Source organism: Pseudomonas sp. MS01C9 (assembly GCF_058202755.1).
Genome location: NZ_CM177073.1, coordinates 505114 through 523477 on the forward strand (window position 1 = coordinate 505114; position 18364 = coordinate 523477).

15 protein-coding genes, 5 tRNA genes and 1 pseudogene are annotated in these 18364 nt (G+C 62.2%); 5 read left to right on the forward strand and 16 right to left on the reverse strand.

All coding sequences use genetic code 11. The features are described from left to right. Nucleotides 1–51: 51 nt before the first annotated feature. The 11 genes from AC1M7R_RS02370 to uvrB form a co-directional block, all read right to left on the reverse strand. Nucleotides 52–504 (reverse strand): Hsp20 family protein, encoded by a 453-nt coding sequence (locus AC1M7R_RS02370; RefSeq protein ID WP_072392239.1) that lies wholly within the window; start codon nt 502–504, stop codon nt 52–54. Nucleotides 505–623: 119 nt separating this feature from the next. After that, on the reverse strand, nt 624–1583 hold the full coding sequence (locus tag AC1M7R_RS02375; protein WP_072392236.1) for a tRNA dihydrouridine synthase: 960 nt from the start codon (nt 1581–1583) through the stop codon (nt 624–626). A gap of 32 nt (nt 1584–1615) precedes the next feature. Continuing rightward, nucleotides 1616–2098: an acyl-CoA thioesterase gene (locus tag AC1M7R_RS02380; protein ID WP_072392233.1), complete on the reverse strand. Its 483-nt coding sequence runs from the start codon at nt 2096–2098 to the stop codon at nt 1616–1618. Between the two features lie 65 nt (nt 2099–2163). Further along, a complete protein-coding gene (locus AC1M7R_RS02385; RefSeq protein WP_072392230.1) occupies nt 2164–2997 on the reverse strand; it encodes an alpha/beta fold hydrolase in 834 nt (277 codons plus the stop codon). A gap of 28 nt (nt 2998–3025) precedes the next feature. Then, complete coding sequence (locus AC1M7R_RS02390; protein ID WP_072392227.1) at nt 3026–3565, reverse strand: TetR/AcrR family transcriptional regulator; 540 nt, start codon at nt 3563–3565, stop codon at nt 3026–3028. A 179-nt stretch (nt 3566–3744) separates the two neighbouring features. After that, a tRNA-Glu gene (locus AC1M7R_RS02395) sits at nt 3745–3820 on the reverse strand. A 75-nt stretch (nt 3821–3895) separates the two neighbouring features. Next, nucleotides 3896–3971 (reverse strand) — tRNA-Ala (locus AC1M7R_RS02400). 53 nt (nt 3972–4024) lie between these two features. Further along, a tRNA-Glu gene (locus tag AC1M7R_RS02405) sits at nt 4025–4100 on the reverse strand. A gap of 78 nt (nt 4101–4178) precedes the next feature. Further along, nucleotides 4179–4254, reverse strand: a tRNA-Ala gene (locus tag AC1M7R_RS02410). 146 nt (nt 4255–4400) lie between these two features. Beyond that, the gene (gene gltX, locus AC1M7R_RS02415; protein ID WP_490610218.1) at nt 4401–5882 is read right to left on the reverse strand and encodes a glutamate--tRNA ligase; all 1482 of its coding nucleotides are present in this window, start codon (nt 5880–5882) and stop codon (nt 4401–4403) included. A gap of 225 nt (nt 5883–6107) precedes the next feature. Continuing rightward, nucleotides 6108–8123: an excinuclease ABC subunit UvrB gene (gene uvrB / locus AC1M7R_RS02420; protein ID WP_072392220.1), complete on the reverse strand. Its 2016-nt coding sequence runs from the start codon at nt 8121–8123 to the stop codon at nt 6108–6110. Between the two features lie 333 nt (nt 8124–8456). Here uvrB and AC1M7R_RS02425 point away from each other — a divergent pair, with 333 nt between their 5' ends. From AC1M7R_RS02425 to AC1M7R_RS02440, 4 genes are all read left to right on the forward strand, one after another. After that, nucleotides 8457–9653 carry an amino acid aminotransferase gene (locus AC1M7R_RS02425; protein ID WP_072392217.1) on the forward strand — a complete coding sequence of 399 codons (1197 nt, stop codon included), beginning with the start codon at nt 8457–8459 and terminating at the stop codon, nt 9651–9653. Between the two features lie 194 nt (nt 9654–9847). After that, nucleotides 9848–9923, forward strand: a tRNA-Asn gene (locus tag AC1M7R_RS02430). Between the two features lie 289 nt (nt 9924–10212). Next, nucleotides 10213–10407: a hypothetical protein gene (locus AC1M7R_RS02435; RefSeq protein WP_072393063.1), complete on the forward strand. Its 195-nt coding sequence runs from the start codon at nt 10213–10215 to the stop codon at nt 10405–10407. Between the two features lie 89 nt (nt 10408–10496). Continuing rightward, entirely contained in the window at nt 10497–10679 is a 183-nt protein-coding gene (locus AC1M7R_RS02440; RefSeq protein ID WP_072392214.1) for a hypothetical protein, read from the forward strand. A gap of 128 nt (nt 10680–10807) precedes the next feature. Here AC1M7R_RS02440 and AC1M7R_RS02445 read toward each other — a convergent pair whose 3' ends face one another. Next, nucleotides 10808–11869 (reverse strand): AI-2E family transporter, encoded by a 1062-nt coding sequence (locus AC1M7R_RS02445; RefSeq protein ID WP_072392211.1) that lies wholly within the window; start codon nt 11867–11869, stop codon nt 10808–10810. Between the two features lie 150 nt (nt 11870–12019). On the opposite strand from AC1M7R_RS02445, the gene trhP reads away from it, so the two are divergent. After that, a complete protein-coding gene (gene trhP / locus AC1M7R_RS02450) occupies nt 12020–13345 on the forward strand; it encodes a prephenate-dependent tRNA uridine(34) hydroxylase TrhP (protein WP_072430691.1) in 1326 nt (441 codons plus the stop codon). A gap of 246 nt (nt 13346–13591) precedes the next feature. On the opposite strand, the gene AC1M7R_RS02455 is transcribed toward trhP, so the two are convergent. The 4 genes and pseudogenes from AC1M7R_RS02455 to AC1M7R_RS02470 all read right to left on the reverse strand — a co-directional run bounded on the left by AC1M7R_RS02455 (nt 13592) and on the right by AC1M7R_RS02470 (nt 18355). Next, a complete protein-coding gene (locus AC1M7R_RS02455; RefSeq protein WP_371128591.1) occupies nt 13592–14413 on the reverse strand; it encodes a methyl-accepting chemotaxis protein in 822 nt (273 codons plus the stop codon). 84 nt (nt 14414–14497) lie between these two features. After that, nucleotides 14498–15322 (reverse strand): annotated as a pseudogene (locus AC1M7R_RS02460) (cache domain-containing protein); the annotation flags it as partial. 149 nt (nt 15323–15471) lie between these two features. Next, nucleotides 15472–16788 carry a Na+/H+ antiporter family protein gene (locus AC1M7R_RS02465; RefSeq protein ID WP_165887874.1) on the reverse strand — a complete coding sequence of 439 codons (1317 nt, stop codon included), beginning with the start codon at nt 16786–16788 and terminating at the stop codon, nt 15472–15474. 253 nt (nt 16789–17041) lie between these two features. After that, nucleotides 17042–18355: an ATP-binding protein gene (locus AC1M7R_RS02470; RefSeq protein WP_072392199.1), complete on the reverse strand. Its 1314-nt coding sequence runs from the start codon at nt 18353–18355 to the stop codon at nt 17042–17044. Between the last annotated feature and the right edge of the window lie 9 nt (nt 18356–18364).

Here is an 18364-nt window from a genome sequence, read left to right on the forward strand (position 1 = left end):
TACAGAATGAAAAAGGGCGCCATTTCGGCGCCCTTCTTCAATTGCGATGCATCAGTTCTGCAGCGCGGGTTGCTGCTGCGCTCCGTTGATCGGGATGCGCTTGGCCTTGGCCTCTTCCGGTACCACACGCAACAGGTCGATGCTCAACAGACCGTTGCTCAGGCCGGCGGACTTGATCTCGATATGGTCAGCCAACCGGAAGGACAACTTGAACGCACGCTGGGCGATGCCCTGGTGCAGGTAGGTCACGCTGTCATTGCTGGCCTCGCGCTTGCCGCCGCTGATGGTCAGCACACCTTTTTCCACCTGAAGGTCCAGGTCTTCCTCCCGGAACCCAGCGGCGGCGACCACGATGCGGTATTCGTCATCGCCATGTTTTTCCACGTTGTAGGGTGGATAGCTGCTGCCCGGTTCGTTGCGCAGGGCGGTTTCGAAAAGATCGTTGAAACGATCGAAGCCTACCGAGGAACGGAACAGAGGGGCCAGCGAAAATGCAGTACTCATGATTCAAATCTCCTGAAAATTCAGCAAGTTTTTTTGTCTCCGCGACCCGGATTCGGCATCGCGTACCCCTTATCTAGGGGCCGCCAAATACTTTTCAAGAGCTTTTTCTGAAATTTTTTTCAGGCCGCTTCGGTACGTTTCACACCCAGCAGATGCCCTACCGCATCCAGTTCGGTTTCCCGCCGCAACGCGCTGAACAGCGTCGCTGCCTCGGGATAATTGCGCGTCAGCATTGCCAACCATTGCTTGAGCCGGCCGGGAGCCTGGCGCGGTGTCAGTTGCTCGACCACTTGCCCCCAGAAATCCTGGAGCATGGGTTGCAACTCGGCCCAGGACATCGGCACCACTTCTTCCCCGGCCCGAGCCGCTGCAATCTGCCGGGCCAGGTCGGGGCGGGAAACGAGGCCGCGACCGAGCATGATGTCCTCGACGCCGCTGATTTGGCGGCAACGGCGCCAGTCTTCGACGCTCCAGATATCGCCATTGGCGAACACCGGCACCTTGACCACTTCCTGGACCCGAGGGATCCACTCCCAGTGAGCCGGCGGCTTGTAGCCGTCGGTCTTGGTCCGCGCGTGCACCACGATGTGGGCGGCGCCACCTTCGGCCAGAGCCGTGGCACAGACCAGCGCGCCGTCCGGGCTGTCGAAGCCCAGGCGCATCTTGGCGGTGACAGGAATATGCCCAGGCACCGCACGCCGTACGTGCGTGACGATCTCGTTGAGCAGCTCCGGCTCCTTGAGCAGCACCGCTCCGCCCCGGGACTTGTTCACGGTCTTGGCCGGGCAGCCGAAGTTCAGGTCGATGACCTGCGAGCCCAACTCACAGGCCAAGGCGGCGTTTTCCGCCAGGCACACCGGATCGGAACCCAGCAATTGCACCCGCAGCGGCACACCGGCGGCGGTCCGGGCGCCGGTCAGCAATTCCGGGGCGAGCTTGTGAAAGTAGGTCGGCGTGAGCAGGCGATCATTGATGCGAATGAACTCGGTGACGCACCAGTCGATCCCGCCAACACGGGTCAGGACATCCCGCAGGATGTTGTCGACCAACCCCTCCATGGGCGCCAGGGCAATTTGCATGGAAAACACTCAACGAAAAAACGTGCGGCAGTTTACCGGATTTCGCCTACAAAATCGGCGCCATCGCGAGCCGTCTCGCTGTCGCGGGAACCGATCGCCGGGCCATAGCCTTCGATGAATTCCGGCGGCATGCGCTTGGGCCTGCCGGTGGACAGCTCGATACAGACGAACGTGGTCTGGGCGCGCAGCAACGTGGTGTTGTCGCTGGGACGAATCAACTGGAAATGCCGGGTCATCTTCAGGCGCTGGTCCCAGTCGACGATCCAGGTGGCCAATTGCAGTTCATCGCCTTCATAGGCGGCTGCCAGGTAGTCGACTTCATGGCGCACGACGGCCATGGCCCGGTCCAGCCGTCGATACTCTGCCAGATCCAGCCCCAGGCGCTGGGAGTGGCGCCAGGCGCAGCGCTCGAGCCAGGTGACGTAGACCGCGTTGTTGGCGTGGCCCAACCCGTCGATGTCTTCGCCAGCCACTTGAAGATCAATGATGAACGGTGTTGCCCGATCCCAGCCCATGCCCCTCTCCCGGTCGAATATGGATCGGGGCAGTGTAACGGATCGCGCAGCGTTCGCGGGTACGCTCAGGCCGATTGCCGCGCTTGCAGGCTGCGTCCGGCCAACAGCGACAACACACCGTCGATCACGCGCGGATCGGCCAGCACCCGTTGATGCCCGCCGGCCGGCAAGCGCAGCAGCCGGCTGTCGAACCAGGCCTCGTGGATCAGTTGCGACTCCTTGACCGACACCGAGGTGTCGTCCTCGGCATGGACCACCAGCCCCGGCACATCCAATTGGTAGTGAGCGACATCCATCTTCGAGGCCGGCATGCCCACGTCCTTTTCCACTTGGCGAATGAACGCGGACCGCGCCCGGGGCGGCATTCCCATGATCCGGGCAAAACCGCGCAGCACCCCCAGGATGCGCGCAGGCGCGGCGATGCTGACCAGGGTTTCGGTACGCAATCCCAGTTGCACCGCAAGCATGGCGCTGGCGCCCCCCATGGAATGCCCGATCACGGCTTGCAACGGCGGCAACTCAGCCGCGGCCTCGAGCATGGCCCTGGCGAACAGCAGGACGTTCGCCTCGTGGCCCGGAGAGCGACCATGGGCCGGTCCATCCAGCGCCACCACCGTATACCCGGCGTCCACCAAGGCCGTGATCAGCGCGGCGAATTGCGTGGGTCGCCCTTCCCAGCCGTGCATCAGCAGGACGGTCGGCCCCTTGCCCCAGCGCAAGGCAGAGAGACCGAAGCGCAAGGTGATGCGCTCGGAACTTGCCAGCAATGGCAGCTCCCAGTCCCGTGGTGGCAGATTTCGAGGCCGCATGAACAGCGTCCGCATTTTCTTTGCCACCAGGCCCGGGGCTACCCGGCCAAGCGTGCCATTCACACCACGAATCCAGCTTAACCTGTCCATTGCTTGTCTCCAGGGCTTGCTTGTTGGCTCAACGCACCGCCGACTTGGCCGCACGCAGCAAACGATCCGACAGCTCCCCCGGACCCAATGCCCGTGCCAGGGCCAGGCCACCGACCATCAATGCGATGTCGGCCAGGGCTTTATCGGCGTCGTCCGGGCTGCCTGCCAGTTGTGCAGCCATCAACTCGATATGTTCATTGAGCACTTCACGAAACGGATCCGGCAGCCGGCCAAGCTCGCCGATGGAGGCAGGAATCGGGCAGGCGTTCTCGGTGGAGTCACGATGCTTTCGCGACAGATAGAACGCGGCCACCAGGGCGCGCCGCTCTTCATCGGTCAGCTCGGCATTCATATCCGCGATCATGCCGCGACGCCGGCCCAGCAGTTGCTTGAACGCCTCCAGCATCAGGGCGTCCTTGCTTTCAAAATGGGCATAGAAACCACCGACCGTCAGCCCGGCCGCTCCCATCACCTCGCCCACGCTCGGTTCCGCCGGCCCACGCTGGATCAGCGCGTCGCTGGCGGCCTTGATAATGCGTTCACGGGTTTGTGCCTTTTTATCGCTCATCGCTGCCTCCGAATATTACGATTGAAATATTATCCGCATAATAATTTTCTGCAAGCAGAAAAGAGACCGTTGGTCAGGTACGTGAGTTGGGGTATTGGAGAATTGGCCGAACGCCAGACAAACAAAAGGGCCATTCAAGAATTGAATGACCCTTAAAAATCCCGCAGTGCGGGTAATCGTGGCGTCCCCTAGGGGACTCGAACCCCTGTTACCGCCGTGAAAGGGCGGTGTCCTAGGCCACTAGACGAAGGGGACACAAACCTTCTGACTTGATCAGCGCTGAGAACTGATCGCTTCAAGGCCGGTGTGGCCAGACCTTGAAGTTCAAATTGGTGGAGCTAGACGGGATCGAACCGTCGACCTCTTGCATGCCATGCAAGCGCTCTCCCAGCTGAGCTATAGCCCCGGATTTTTCGCCTCGCGGCGGAGCGACATCTTGTAACATCGCTTCTGTAAAACTGGCGTCCCCTAGGGGACTCGAACCCCTGTTACCGCCGTGAAAGGGCGGTGTCCTAGGCCACTAGACGAAGGGGACGCAAACCCTTCTAACAACTGATCAACGCTGAGTGTTGATCGCTTCAAGGCCGGTGTGGCCAAGCCTTGAAGTGTAAATTGGTGGAGCTAGACGGGATCGAACCGTCGACCTCTTGCATGCCATGCAAGCGCTCTCCCAGCTGAGCTATAGCCCCTCATCGCTGAGGACGGGGCGAATCTTAAGGGCGTATCAGAAGGCTGTCAAATTTATTTTCAACAAATTTGAAAATTTTTTGCCGGGATAACAATCACTTACCGACAAACCCCGGAAAACCGGGGCATGCCCTGCCTCATCGACTGCTCAGGCGATGGCGCCCAGCAGTTTTTCCCACTCCTTGTTTTCCTTCTTCGACACGCCACCGAGCAGATCGATGGCCTGGCGTAGGCGGAAACGGGTCAGGTCCGGCCCGAGGATTTCCATTGCATCGAGCACCGATACCGAGCTGGCCTGGCCGGTAATGGCAGCGAACATCAACGGCATGGCATCGCGCAGTTTCAACTCCAGGGACTCGACCACGGCCTGGATGGTCGCGGTGATCGTGTCCTTTTCCCACTGGCGCAGGCTTTCGAGCTTCCAGAGGATCAGCTGCATCAGTTGGCGCACCTGGTCGCCGGAGAGCTTCTTGGATTCGAAAAGCTTCGCATCCGGTGTCACGCCACCGGCGAAGAAGAAGCCGGCCAGCGGCGCGATCTGGCTGAATGTCTCTACCCTGCCCTGCACATGGGGCGCGATCTTCATCATGTACTCGGGGTTGAGCGCCCATTTCTGCACGCGAACGGCAAATTCTTCCACCGGCAAGTCGCGCAACCACTGGCCGTTGAGCCACGACAGCTTCTCGATGTCGAAGATCGGCCCGCCCAGGGAGACGCGCGACAGGTCGAAGTGCTCGACCATTTCCTGCAGCGAGAACTTCTCGCGCTCGTCCGGCATCGACCAGCCCATGCGGCCCAGGTAGTTGAGCATTGCCTCGGGCATGAAGCCCATGCGCTCGTAGAAGGTCACCGAGGTGGGGTTCTTGCGTTTGGACAGCTTGCTCTTGTCCGGGTTACGCAGCAGCGGCATGTAGCACAGCTGCGGCTGCTCCCAGCCGAAGTATTCATACAGCAGGATCAGTTTCGGCGCCGACGGCAGCCATTCTTCACCGCGCAATACGTGGGTGATGCCCATCAGGTGATCGTCGACCACGTTGGCCAGGAAGTACGTCGGCAGGCCGTCGGTCTTCATCAGCACTTGCATGTCCATGCGATCCCACGGGATCTCGACATCGCCACGCAGCATGTCCGGCACCACGCAGACGCCTTCGGTCGGCACTTTCATGCGGATCACATGGGGCTCGCCGGCCGCCAGGCGACGAGCGACTTCTTCCTTGGACAGCAGCAGCGCCCGGCCGTCATAGCGCGGGGTTTCGCCACGGGCGATCTGCTCGGCGCGCATCTGGTCCAGCTCTTCGGCGGTGCAGAAACACGGGAACGCATGCCCCATGTCCACCAACTGCTGGCAATACTGCTTGTAGATGTCACCACGCTCGCTCTGGCGGTACGGACCGTGCGGGCCGCCGACATCCGGACCTTCGCTCCAGTCGATGCCCAACCAGCGCAAGGCGTCGAAAATCTGCTGCTCGGACTCACGGGTCGAGCGCAACTGATCGGTGTCCTCGATCCGCAGGATGAACTCACCGCCATGCTGCTTGGCAAAGCAATAGTTGAACAAGGCGATGTAAGCGGTGCCGACATGGGGATCGCCAGTGGGCGAAGGCGCGATGCGGGTGCGGACGGTGGTCATGGCATGTCTCGGAAAGAATATAAAAGCGAAGATGAAACAGGGGGCGAATGGTAACAGGCGATGGCGGGCGGGCTCCAGTGAGAGCGGGATTTGTGTGGCCAGTCGTCAGACCGAGTCGCCCCCATCGCGAGCAAGCTCGCTCCCCACAAGGGATCATGGGGCGACTCGATCGAACTGTGGGAGCGAGCTTGCTCGCGATGAAGCCCTTGAGGTCGCCACGCAGCCTCAGACAGTCAGCAACCGCTCCCGCAACTTGCCAATTTCGTCACGCAATTGCGCCGCTGCCTCGAATTCCAGGTCCCGGGCCAACTGGTACATCTTCTCTTCCAACTGGCGGATACGCTTGGTGATTTCGCTGGGCGAGCGCAGTTCGGCCTCGTAGCGTGCGCTCTCTTCGGCGGCCTTGGCCATGCCCTTGCGCTTCTTGCTGCGAGAGCCTGGCACGGTGGCGCCTTCCATGATGTCCGCCACGTCCTTGAAAACCCCCTTTGGCGTGATGCCGTTGGCCAGGTTGAACGCGATCTGTTTCTCGCGGCGGCGTTCGGTCTCGCCGATGGCCCGCTCCATGGAGCCGGTCATGTTGTCGGCGTAGAGAATCGCCCGGCCGTTGAGGTTACGGGCGGCGCGGCCGATGGTCTGGATCAGCGAACGCTCGGAGCGCAGGAATCCTTCCTTGTCGGCATCGAGAATCGCCACCAGGGACACTTCCGGCATGTCCAGGCCCTCACGCAGCAGGTTGATGCCCACCAGCACGTCGAAGGTTCCCAGGCGCAGGTCGCGGATAATCTCGACCCGCTCCACCGTGTCGATGTCCGAGTGCAGGTAACGCACCCGCACGCCGTGATCGGCCAGGTAATCGGTAAGGTCTTCGGCCATGCGCTTGGTCAGCGTAGTGACCAGCACGCGCTCCTCCACCGCCACGCGCTTGTTGATTTCCGAGAGCAGGTCATCTACCTGGGTCAGCGCCGGACGCACTTCCACCTGCGGGTCGACCAGCCCGGTGGGACGTACCACCTGCTCGACCACGCGTCCGGCATGCTCGGCCTCGTAATTGCCGGGGGTGGCCGAGACAAAGATCGTCTGCGGGCTGACGCTCTCCCATTCATCGAAGCGCATGGGTCGGTTGTCCAGCGCCGAGGGCAGGCGAAACCCGTATTCCACCAGGGTTTCCTTGCGCGAACGGTCGCCTTTGTACATGGCGCCGACCTGGGGCACGCTGACGTGGGATTCGTCGATCACCAGCAAGGCGTCGGCCGGCAGGTAATCGTACAAGGTGGGCGGCGGTGCGCCCGCCGGGCGACCCGACAGGTAACGCGAGTAGTTTTCGATACCGTTGCAGTAGCCCAGCTCCAGGATCATCTCCAGGTCGAAACGGGTTCGCTGCTCCAGGCGCTGGGCTTCCACAAGCTTGTTGTTCGAACGCAGGTATTCGAGGCGTTCCTGCAGCTCGGCCTTGATGCCCTCGATGGCGTCCAGCAGGGTTTCCCGGGGCGTGACGTAGTGGCTCTTGGGATAGAAGGTAAAGCGTGGCAGCTTGCGGATCACCTCGCCGGTCAGCGGGTCGAACGCCGAAATGCTCTCCACTTCATCGTCGAACAACTCGATGCGGATCGCCTCCAGGTCCGATTCCGCCGGATAGATGTCGATCACATCGCCACGCACCCGGAAGGTCGCCCGGGCGAAATCCATGTCGTTGCGGGTGTATTGCAGGTCCGCCAGGCGCCGCAACAAGGCCCGCTGATCGAGTTTGTCGCCGCGGTCGACGTGCAACACCATCTTCAGGTAGGTCTCCGGGCTACCCAGGCCGTAGATGCACGACACCGTGGTGACGATGATCGCATCCTTGCGCTCCAGCAACGCCTTGGTGGCCGACAGCCGCATCTGCTCGATGTGGTCGTTGATCGAGGCATCCTTCTCGATGAAGGTGTCCGACGAAGGCACATAGGCTTCAGGCTGGTAGTAGTCGTAGTAGGAAACGAAGTATTCCACCGCGTTGTTCGGGAAAAACGCCTTGAACTCGCCATACAGCTGCGCCGCCAGGGTCTTGTTCGGCGCCAGTACCAGGGTCGGACGCTGCACCTGGGCGATCACGTTGGCGATGCTGAAGGTCTTGCCCGAACCGGTGACGCCGAGCAGCGTCTGATGGGCCAGGCCCGCCTCGATACCTTCGACCATCAGGCGGATGGCTTCCGGCTGGTCGCCGGCGGGCTTGAATCGGGTGACGAGCTGGAATTCAGACATGACATAACCTCTGGATTCACTCCTGTCGGCCAGGCGACAGAAACGAGAAAGACCGAAACGACGGATGTCGCCCGAAGAAAAAGCTGGAATGCATCCAATGTGGAGTTGAATGCCTTCGCTTTCAAGACGGACGTCCTACGCGCCTTGTGGACTTTGACGCCGCACCAGGACTAACGGTCGAAAAAAAATCGAAAATACTTACCGTAAAAGCTGAATCGCCTGTCGCGGTACCCGGTGATGGCCTCTATACTAGCTCCCCGTTTGTGCACCGCTCTAGTGCATTCGGCTGGAGCGTGACACGTCCCCTCTTACTCCATTCAGAGCCGCGCAATAATGAGCCTGTTTTCCGCTGTCGAATTGGCACCCCGCGACCCCATCCTGGGCCTCAACGAAGCATTCAACGCCGACACCCGTACCAACAAGGTCAACCTGGGCGTAGGCGTGTACTGCAATGAAGAGGGGCGTATTCCACTCCTGCGCGCCGTGGTCGAAGCCGAGACGATTCGCGTGGCCCAGCACGTTTCCCGTGGCTACCTGCCGATCGACGGTATTGCCGCTTATGACCAGGCGGTGCAGACCTTGCTGTTCGGCAAGGACTCGCCCCTGATCGCCTCCGGTCGCGTCATCACCACCCAGGCTGTGGGTGGCACCGGCGCGCTGAAGATCGGGGCCGACTTCCTCAAGCAACTGCTGCCCGACGCCGTCGTGGCCATCAGCGACCCAAGCTGGGAAAACCACCGCGCCCTGTTCGAGACCGCCGGTTTCCCGGTACAGAACTACCGCTACTATGACGCCGCCACCCACGACGTGAACCGCTCGGGCCTGCTGGAAGACCTCAACGCCCTGCCCGACCGTTCGATCATTGTGCTGCACGCTTGCTGCCACAACCCGACCGGCGTGGACTTGAGCCCCGAAGACTGGAAAAACGTGCTGGCCGTGGTCAAGGCCAAGAATCACGTTCCGTTCCTGGACATGGCGTACCAGGGCTTCGGCGACGGTATCGACGAAGACGCGGCGGCCGTGCGCCTGTTCGCCGAATCGGGCCTGACCTTCTTCGCGTCCAGCTCGTTCTCCAAGTCGTTCTCCCTGTACGGCGAACGTGTTGGCGCACTGTCGATCGTCAGCGAATCGAAAGAAGAAAGTGCCCGGGTGCTGTCCCAGGTCAAGCGCGTGATCCGCACCAACTACTCCAACCCGCCGACCCACGGTGCCAGCATCGTGGCCGCCGTCCTCAACAGCCCCGAGCTGCGTGCCCAGTGGGAAGCGGAACTGGCTGAAATGCGCCTGCGGATCCGCGGCATGCGCAATCAGATGGTGGACATGCTGGCCAAGGCAGCGCCGCACCGCGACTTCAGCTTCGTCGCACGCCAGCGCGGTATGTTCTCCTACTCCGGCCTGACCGTTGAACAAGTGGCGCGCCTGCGCAACGAGTTCGGTATCTACGCCCTGGACACCGGTCGCATCTGCGTGGCCGCGTTGAACCAGAACAACATCGATGCGGTGACCAAGGCGATCGTGCAGGTCATATGAGGCCCGCGAAATAACGGGAAAGTAAGATTTTGTGGGGGCGGGCTTGCTCGCTCACACAAGGTCCTCTGTTTCCTCGGCGTCTAGGCTGTGTGAAGCAGTAACAAGTGACCGAGCGAGCACCCACCTCCCTTCGAGCGCCCGATTCACCACCCAAAGCTTGACTTCTCTTTTCTAATCAGTAACATACGCGTCATTCCGCGATAGCTCAGTTGGTAGAGCAAGTGACTGTTAATCACTGGGTCCCTGGTTCGAGTCCAGGTCGTGGAGCCAGACAGCAAGACAAGAAGCCCCTGAATCGAAAGGTTCAGGGGCTTTTTTGTGGGCGGCTTTTGCCCTGTACAGGGGCAAAGCTTGAGCCAGGCGTCGCATTCAGCCTGGGGGATGGCCGAATAAGCCTCCCCGAGGTCGCTGCCAGAACAATAATCCGGCGCCAAAAAGGCATTATGGTCTGAATCCTGCTTTCTTTTTCTCAAACCCAAGCTGTCACGCGAGTGTCATGGCGCTGCCGCAAGCTGGCGCTGTCCGTCAACAACAGCTTCATAACAACAAGGACGAAGGTATGCCCACACAAAATCCCCACCGCATCGTCGGCCTGTGCACCTCCAGCAAGGTGTATAACGTGTTGACCGAGCTCAAGCACCTGGAAGGCCATCGCAGCGCCAAGTTTCTTTCGTTGCTGACGGAGAACCTGGTCCGCAAGGGCGTACTCAATGAGCGGGAAGTGGTGCATATGCTCGATCTGGTGGTCGACTGAGCGGCGTCGATTCCTACTATCGAGACTGTTGATTTTTCGTCCCGCCGCCTGAACCGTAAGGTAGCTCCATCGATTGATGGAGGTGCCCAATGTCCAAGGTTCGAATCATGTCTGTCATCGGCAGTGCCGTCCCCGCCCCGCTCAGGGAACGCGGTCTGCTGGCCTGCTGGTATCTGGTGCAGGATGGCGTGACCATCAGCGGCCCGCTGACTTCATTGCCCGCCGCCCAGGCCCTGTCCCAACGTATCGGCCCCTATGTGCTGACCGCCTAAGAAAGCCTTGATACGGGTTCATGTCGCGCTGAAAACTGCCTCGCAATGCTCATGCACTCCAGTACACGGCGCTTGTTCGGCTGTTTTCGCCTTGCCTGACCTTGGTTTCAAGACTTTTCGTACAGAGCCTAAGGCAGCTTCACCTTGGGCTGGCTTTCCACGAACAGCGCCCAGCACGAGATGAACAGCGCGGCGATCAAGGGGCCGATCACGAACCCGTTGAGCCCGAACACCGCCAGGCCGCCCAGGGTCGACACCAGCACCAGGTAATCAGGCATCTTGGTGTCCTTGCCCACCAGGATCGGACGCAGGAAGTTATCCACCAGCCCGATCACGAACACGCCGAACAGCGTCAGCACCACACCTTGCCAGATCGCCCCCGACAGCAGGAAATACACCGCCACCGGCGCCCACACCAGCCCCGCGCCAACGGCAGGCAACAGGGACAGGAACGCCATCAGCACCGCCCATGGCAACACCGTCGGGATGCCCAGGATCCAGAAAATCAGCCCACCCAGCGCCCCTTGGGTGATCGCCACCAGCAGGTTGCCCTTGACGGTCGCCCGCACCACCCGGTTGAACTTCAATTGCAGCCGACGCTTCTGGTATTCGGCCAGCGGTACGGCGGCGCGCACCTTGCGCGCCAGTTCCGCGCCATCGCGCAGGAAGAAGAACAGCAGATAGAGCATCACGAAGAAGCTGACCAGGAACTGGAAAGTCCCCTGGCCGAAGCTGAAGGCCTGGGTGGCGAAGAACTCGCTGCCCTGCATAGCGCTCTTGACGATTCTGTCGCGCAACCCGTTCAGGTTACCCAGGCCGAAACGGTCGAACAGGTTCTGGAAATACGGCGGCAAGGCTTCCTTGAACCGGGCCAGGTAATCGGCAACGTCCAGCTCGCCGCTCTCCAGGCTCTTGTAGAGGGCCGTGCCCTCCTGCACCAGCAGCATGCTGATGACGATCACCGGCAGGATCGCGATCAGCACGCAGATACTGAGGGTGAACAGCGAGGTGACGTTGCGCTGCCAGCCGAACTTCAGCTGCACGCGACGCTGCATCGGCGCAAAGACAATGGCCAGGATCACCGCCCAGAAGACCGCTCCGTAGAAGGGTAACAGGATCCAGATGAACGCGACGGTGACCAGCACCAACAGCGACATCTGGGCTTTGTTCTGCAGCATCTTTCGATTCATCAGCTTTCCATGTCCAGAGGCGGGATAAACGTTAGTCAGCCCGGATTCGCCGGAGTGCCGTCGCGTTTGCCCCCCCCCGCATTGACCTGCATCAATACTGCTCGACCGGACGCGGATTACCCTCGCCGCTTTTTGCGATCCGACGCCACCATGCCCCTCGTAGCCCCCGAACTGCTCGCCCCCGCCGGCACCCTGAAAAACATGCGCTATGCCTTCGCCTACGGAGCCGATGCGGTGTACGCCGGCCAGCCGCGCTACAGCCTGCGGGTGCGCAACAATGAATTCGATCACGCCAACCTGGCCCTGGGCATCGGCGAGGCCCAGGCCATGGGCAAGCGGTTTTACGTGGTGGTCAACATCGCCCCGCACAACGCCAAGCTGCGCACCTTCCTCAAGGATCTGGAACCTGTGATCGCCATGGCGCCGGATGCGCTGATCATGTCCGACCCGGGACTGATCATGCTGGTTCGCCGGCATTTCCCAGAGATGCCCATCCACCTGTCGGTCCAGGCCAACACGGTGAACTGGGCGAGCGTGGAGTTCTGGCAGCAACAGGGCTTGAGCCGGATCATCCTGTCCCGGGAGCTGTCCCTGGAGGAAATCGCCGAGATTCGCCAGCAGGTCCCGGCCATGGAGCTGGAAGTGTTCGTCCATGGCGCGCTGTGCATGGCCTATTCCGGGCGCTGCCTGCTGTCGGGATACCTGAACCGGCGCGACGCCAACCAGGGCAGTTGCACCAATGCCTGTCGCTGGAAGTATTCGGCGCAACCGGCCATGGAAAACGTGACCGGCGAAATCGTGCAGAGCTACCAGCCCGAACCCACGCTCGGCCTGGGCGCCCCCACGGACCAGGTATTCCTGCTCCAGGAGGCCAATCGCCCGGACGAGTCCATGCCCGCCTTCGAGGACGAGCACGGCACCTACATCATGAACGCCAAGGACCTGCGTGCGGTCCAGCACGTGGAGCGGCTCACCCGCATGGGGGTGCACTCGCTGAAGATCGAAGGCCGGACCAAGTCCCACTTCTATTGCGCCCGTGCCACCCAGGTTTACCGCCGGGCGATCGACGACGCCGTGGCCGGCCGGGAATTCGACCGCAGCCTGATGACCGACCTCGAATCACTGGCCCAGCGCGGCTACACCGAAGGCTTTCTGCGGCGGCATGTGCACGATGAATATCAGAACTACCAGAACGGCAGCTCGGTGTCGGAGCGCCAGCAGTTCGTCGGCGAACTGACCGGCGAGCGTCGCGAGCGCCTGGCGGAAGTAAGGGTCAAGAACCGCTTCGGCCTGGGCGATCACATGGAATTGATGACGCCCAAGGGCAACTTCCACTTCGACCTGCATCAGTTGCAGAACGCCAAGGGCCAGAGCATCGACGTCGCCCCGGGGGATGGACATGTGGTGTACGTGCCGATCCCGGACGCGGTGGATCTGCGGTTCGGGTTGTTGATGCGGGATGTGCAGGCACCCTAGCGGTTACAGTTGCCCCTGTGGGAGCGAGCTTGCTCGCGATGGCGGCTGCCCAGGCAACACTTCGATGACCGATCCGCCTCTGTCGCGAGCAAGCTCGCACCCACAGGGCCCTGCCCGGCCTTTGGTCGCGGCAGAAACTGCCGAAGGCTGCGATCCTCCACTTTCGATAGGGCCCGGTAGCCCAGGCGAAACAACTGGATCGAGAGCGAAAGATCGCAGCCTTCGGCAGCTCCTGCTGCGGCGGGATCAGATGCGGAACTGCCCCACCAGCTTGCCCAGGCGCTGGCCCAGGTCGTTGAGGCTGCGGGAAGTCTGGGCACCCCGCTGGGTTTCGTCGGCGACGCTGTCCACCGCCACGGCGATCTGATGCACGCTGCGGTTGATTTCCTCGGCCACGGCGGTCTGTTCTTCGGCGGCGCTGGCGATCTGGGCGTTCATCGAGTTGATGGTGCCGATCAACTGCGCCATGGCATCCAGGGAGGCGCCCGCCTCGTTGGCCTGCACCGAAGTGCCGTCACCGGCCTCGCTGGAACGACGCATCGCTTCCACCGCCGCATGGGTACCCGATTGCAGGCGGTCGATCATGCCCTGGATCTCCTGGGTACTCTGCTGGGTCCGGCTGGCCAGGGCCCGCACTTCATCGGCCACCACGGCAAAACCTCGCCCCGCTTCCCCCGCCCGCGCGGCCTCGATGGCGGCGTTGAGGGCCAGCAGGTTGGTCTGCTCGGCGATCGAGCGGATCACCCCCAGTACGCTGACGATGGAGGCCACGTCCTGCTGCAGGCTGTCCAGGGACAGGCCACTGCTGCGAATGTCGTTCACCAGGGCATGGATCTGCTGGATGCTGCCGGCGACCACGCGCTTGGCGGACTGGCCCTCTTCATCGGTCTGCTGGGCCGCGACGGCGGCACCCTGGGCGCTGCGAGCCACTTCCTGGGCGGCCGAAGACATCTGGTTGATCGCCGTGGCGACCTGGTCGGTTTCGTGGCGCTGGCGTTCCATGGCCTGTTCGGAACGCTGGGCCTGCTCGGACACCTGGGTCACCAAGCCGGTCAGTTGCGAGGTCATGTCGGTGATCTGGCGCACCAGGCCATGGATCTTGTCGACGAAGCGGTTGAACGAACCGGCCAGTTGGCCCAGCTCGTCCTGGCTGGTGATGGGCAGGCGCCGGGTCAGGTCGCCCTCGCCGGCCGCGATGTCGTCGAGGTTGTCCTTCATCAGATGCAGCGGCCGCAGGATGGTATTGGCCAGCAGCAACCCCACCACGGCGATCACCAGCAACACGACGGCGGCGATGCCGACGATGCTCAATATCACGCCCTGTACACGATCGTGGACCTTGGCTTCCACCAGCGCCACCTGGCCTTCGATGCCGTCCAGGTTGACCGAGCTGCCGACCGCCATGTCCCACTTGGGCAGGTATTCGGTGTAGCCGAGCTTGGGTACCAGTTCGTTGCTGTTGGGCAGCGGCGAGCTGTATTCGAGGTAATGCGTCCCGTCCTTGGCCACTTTCACCAGGTCACGGTTGACGTAGACACCGTTCGGGTCACGGTTGTCCTTGAAGCTCTTGCCCACGCCATCGGGGCTGTTGGCCTTGAACAGGCGCACGGTTTCAGAGTCGTAGCCGAAGAAATAGCCGTCCTTGCCGTAGCTGACGTTCGACAGCAGCTTGATCGCCTGGGCCCGCGCGGCGTTATCGCCGGGCGCGGCGGCATCGTACAGCGGCTTGATGGCGGTCAGGCCCACCGCCACGTAATTCTGCAGCGTGGCCTTGGCCTCGGCGAGCAGGCGTTCACGGGTCTGTCGGACCTCGTTGGCGGCCTGTTCCTTCAGGATGAATGCCGTGGTCAGGCTGATGATCACAGCGGACAGCAATACCGGGAGTATTGCCAGGGACAGGACTTTAGCCTTCAGGCTCAGGCGCATGCTGTTCACTCTTGTAGGTGTTATTGGCGTGGTTAGCTGTATTAACGGCATCGCACGGCAAAACTGTAGGACAAGGTGAGCAGGGGCTCAGGGAAGGGTTGATCTGGGCAGCCCCTTCGCGAGCAGGCTCGCTCCCACATTGGAGTGCAATTCCCTGTGGGAGCGAGCCTGCTTGCGATTGAGGCGACTCGGTCTCGAGGCTACAGCACCATCGCCGCCACCCAACCAAACGCCAGCAGCGGCAGGTTGTAGTGGATGAAGGTCGGCACCACGGTGTCCCATATGTGGTGGTGCTGGCCGTCGATGTTCAGGCCGGAGGTCGGGCCCAGGGTCGAGTCCGAGGCAGGCGAGCCGGCGTCGCCCAGGGCGCCGGCCGTGCCGACGATGCAGACGATGGCCAGGGGGCTGAAGCCCAGCTGCAGGCACAGCGGCACGAAAATCGTCGTCAGGATCGGCACCGTGGAGAACGACGAGCCGATGCCCATGGTGACCAGCAAGCCCACCAGCAACATCATCAGCGCACCGACACCCTTGTTGTGGTCGATCCACGCCGCCGACGTCTCCACCAGGCTCTGGACTTCACCGGTGGCCTTCATCACCTCGGCAAAACCCGAGGCGGCGATCATGATGAAGCCGATCATCGCCATCATCTTCATGCCTTCGGTGAACAAGTCGTCGGTTTCGCGCCAGCGCACCACCCCCGAGATGGAGAAAATCAGGAAGCCGACCAGGGCACCGATGATCATCGAGTCCAGCAGCAGCTGGATGGCGAACGCCGCAGCCACTGCCAACCCGGCCACCGCCAGGCTCAACGGGTTGTAGCGCACCGCCACTTGTTCGGCCCTGGCGATCTTCTTCAGGTCGTAGACGCGTTTCCTGCGATAGGTGAAGAACGACAGCACCAGGCCGAAGACCATGCCCAGCGCCGGGATACCCATGGCGTGCGTGACGTTGATGCCACTGACATCCACGCCGCTGCGGGCGATGTTGGCCAGCAGGATTTCATTGAGGAAGATGTTGCCGAAGCCCACCGGCAGGAACATGTAGGGGGTGATCAGGCCGAAGGTCATGACGCAGGCGATCAGCCGACGATCCAGCTGGAGCTTGGTCAGCACATAGAGCAGCGGCGGCACCAGCAGCGGGATGAAGGCGATGTGGATCGGCAGGATGTTCTGGGAAGCGACCGCGACCGTCCCCAGCAAACCGATCAGCACCCATTTCACACCGGAGCCACCAGCGGCGTCCTGGCGGTCCACCATGGCCAGGGCCTTGTCGGCCAAGGCATGGGCCATGCCGGACTTGGCAATCGCTACCGCGAACGCTCCAAGCAAGGCGTAGGACAATGCCACTGTCGCCCCGCCGCCAAGGCCTGCGTTGAACGCCTTGAGCGTGGCCTCGATACCCAGGCCGCCGGTCAGGCCACCCACCAATGCGCCGATAATCAGCGCGATCACCACATGCACGCGGGACAGGCTGAGCACCAGCATGACGCCAACCGCGGCAATTACTGCATTTATCATCGTTACCTCAAAGCACAGCGATGGAAGGCCACCGGACAAAAAGGCCGCGACTTTGCAGGAAGCGGCGGCAAGCTGCAAGGGCCGTGGGGCGGGTTTTCAAATCTCGCGATATTGACTAGCGCCAAGCGCCCCCCTTGTGGGAGCGGGCTTGCTCGCGATGGCGTCAGTTCGGACGCATGAATAGCTGCCGAGCGATTGCTATCGCGGGCAAGCCCGCTCCCACAGGTTGGGCGGCGTCATGCGATAGAGCTCAGCGCTTGGGCAGTTCGATCACGACCTTCAGCCCGCCCCACTCGCTGTCATGCAGTGCCAGCGTACCGCTCCAGGTGTCGACGATGTCGCGCACGATACCGAGCCCGAGGCCATGGCCGTCGGTCTGTTCGTCCAGGCGCGTGCCCCGGCTGAACACCTGGTCACGCCGGTCCTCGGGAATCCCCGGGCCATCGTCCTCCACCGCCAGGCTGAATGTCCCGGCGGTTTCGGTGACGGTCAGGCGCACTTCGGCGTCGGCCCATTTGCAGGCGTTGTCCAGCAGGTTGCCCAGCAGTTCCAGCAGGTCTTCGCGGTCCCAGGGCAAGTGCAGCCCGGGCGGTGCGACGTACGCCAGGTGCAGGTGCTCGCCATGGATCATGTTCAGGGTCGCCAGCAGCCCGGGCAGCTCAGCGTCACAGTCCAGGTGCGCGCCGGGCAACGCATCGCCGGACAGCCGGGCACGGTTGAGCTCGCGATTGAGGCGCTGCCGCACCTGTTCCAGCTGTTCGAGCAACAGCTTGCGCAGCTCCGGATAGGGATCGAGCTTTTCGTTGGAGGCCAGGCTTTGCAGCACCGCCAGCGGGGTCTTCAAGGCATGGCCCAGGTTGCCCAGGGCATTGCGCGAACGCTTGAGGCTGTCCTCGGTATGGGCCAGCAGGTGGTTGATCTGCGCCACCAACGGCTCCAGCTCCCGGGGCACTTGTTCATCGAGCTGCGAGCGCTGCCCGCGCTGTAGCTGGGCGATCTGTTCCCGGGCCGCCTCCAATGGACGCAAGGCCCGGCGCACCGTGATCCGTTGCAGAAACAGGATCAGCAGCAGGCCGGCCAGGCCGAGGCCGAGGCCGACCTGTTGCATGCGCAGGAAACTGTCGCGCACTGGCGTGTAGTCCTGGGCCACGCTGATGGAGATCGCCTGGCCCAGGCGCCGGTAGTCGGTACGCAGCACCAGCAGCTTCTGCCCTTCGGGCCCCAGTTTCAGGTTGCTGTGCAGGCCCGGATGCTCGAGCCGGGGCAATTCCTGGTCCCAAAGGGAGCGGGAGCGCCAATGCACATCGGCAAAATCGATGCGGAAATAGTGCCCGGAAAACGGGCGCAGATAGGCCGGCGACAAGCGGCGCTCATCCAGCTGCAACCCCTGGGGGCCGCGCACCAGGGCCACCAGCAGGCTCTCGCTGTCGTTGCGCAGCCCGGCTTCCAGGTAACGCTGCAAACCCAGCTCGAACAACCACAGGCTGGTCTGCGCCAGGACCAGGCCGACCACCACCATCACACCGATCAGGCCCAGGCTCAGGCGCCGCTGGATGGACCTCACTGCCCGGCG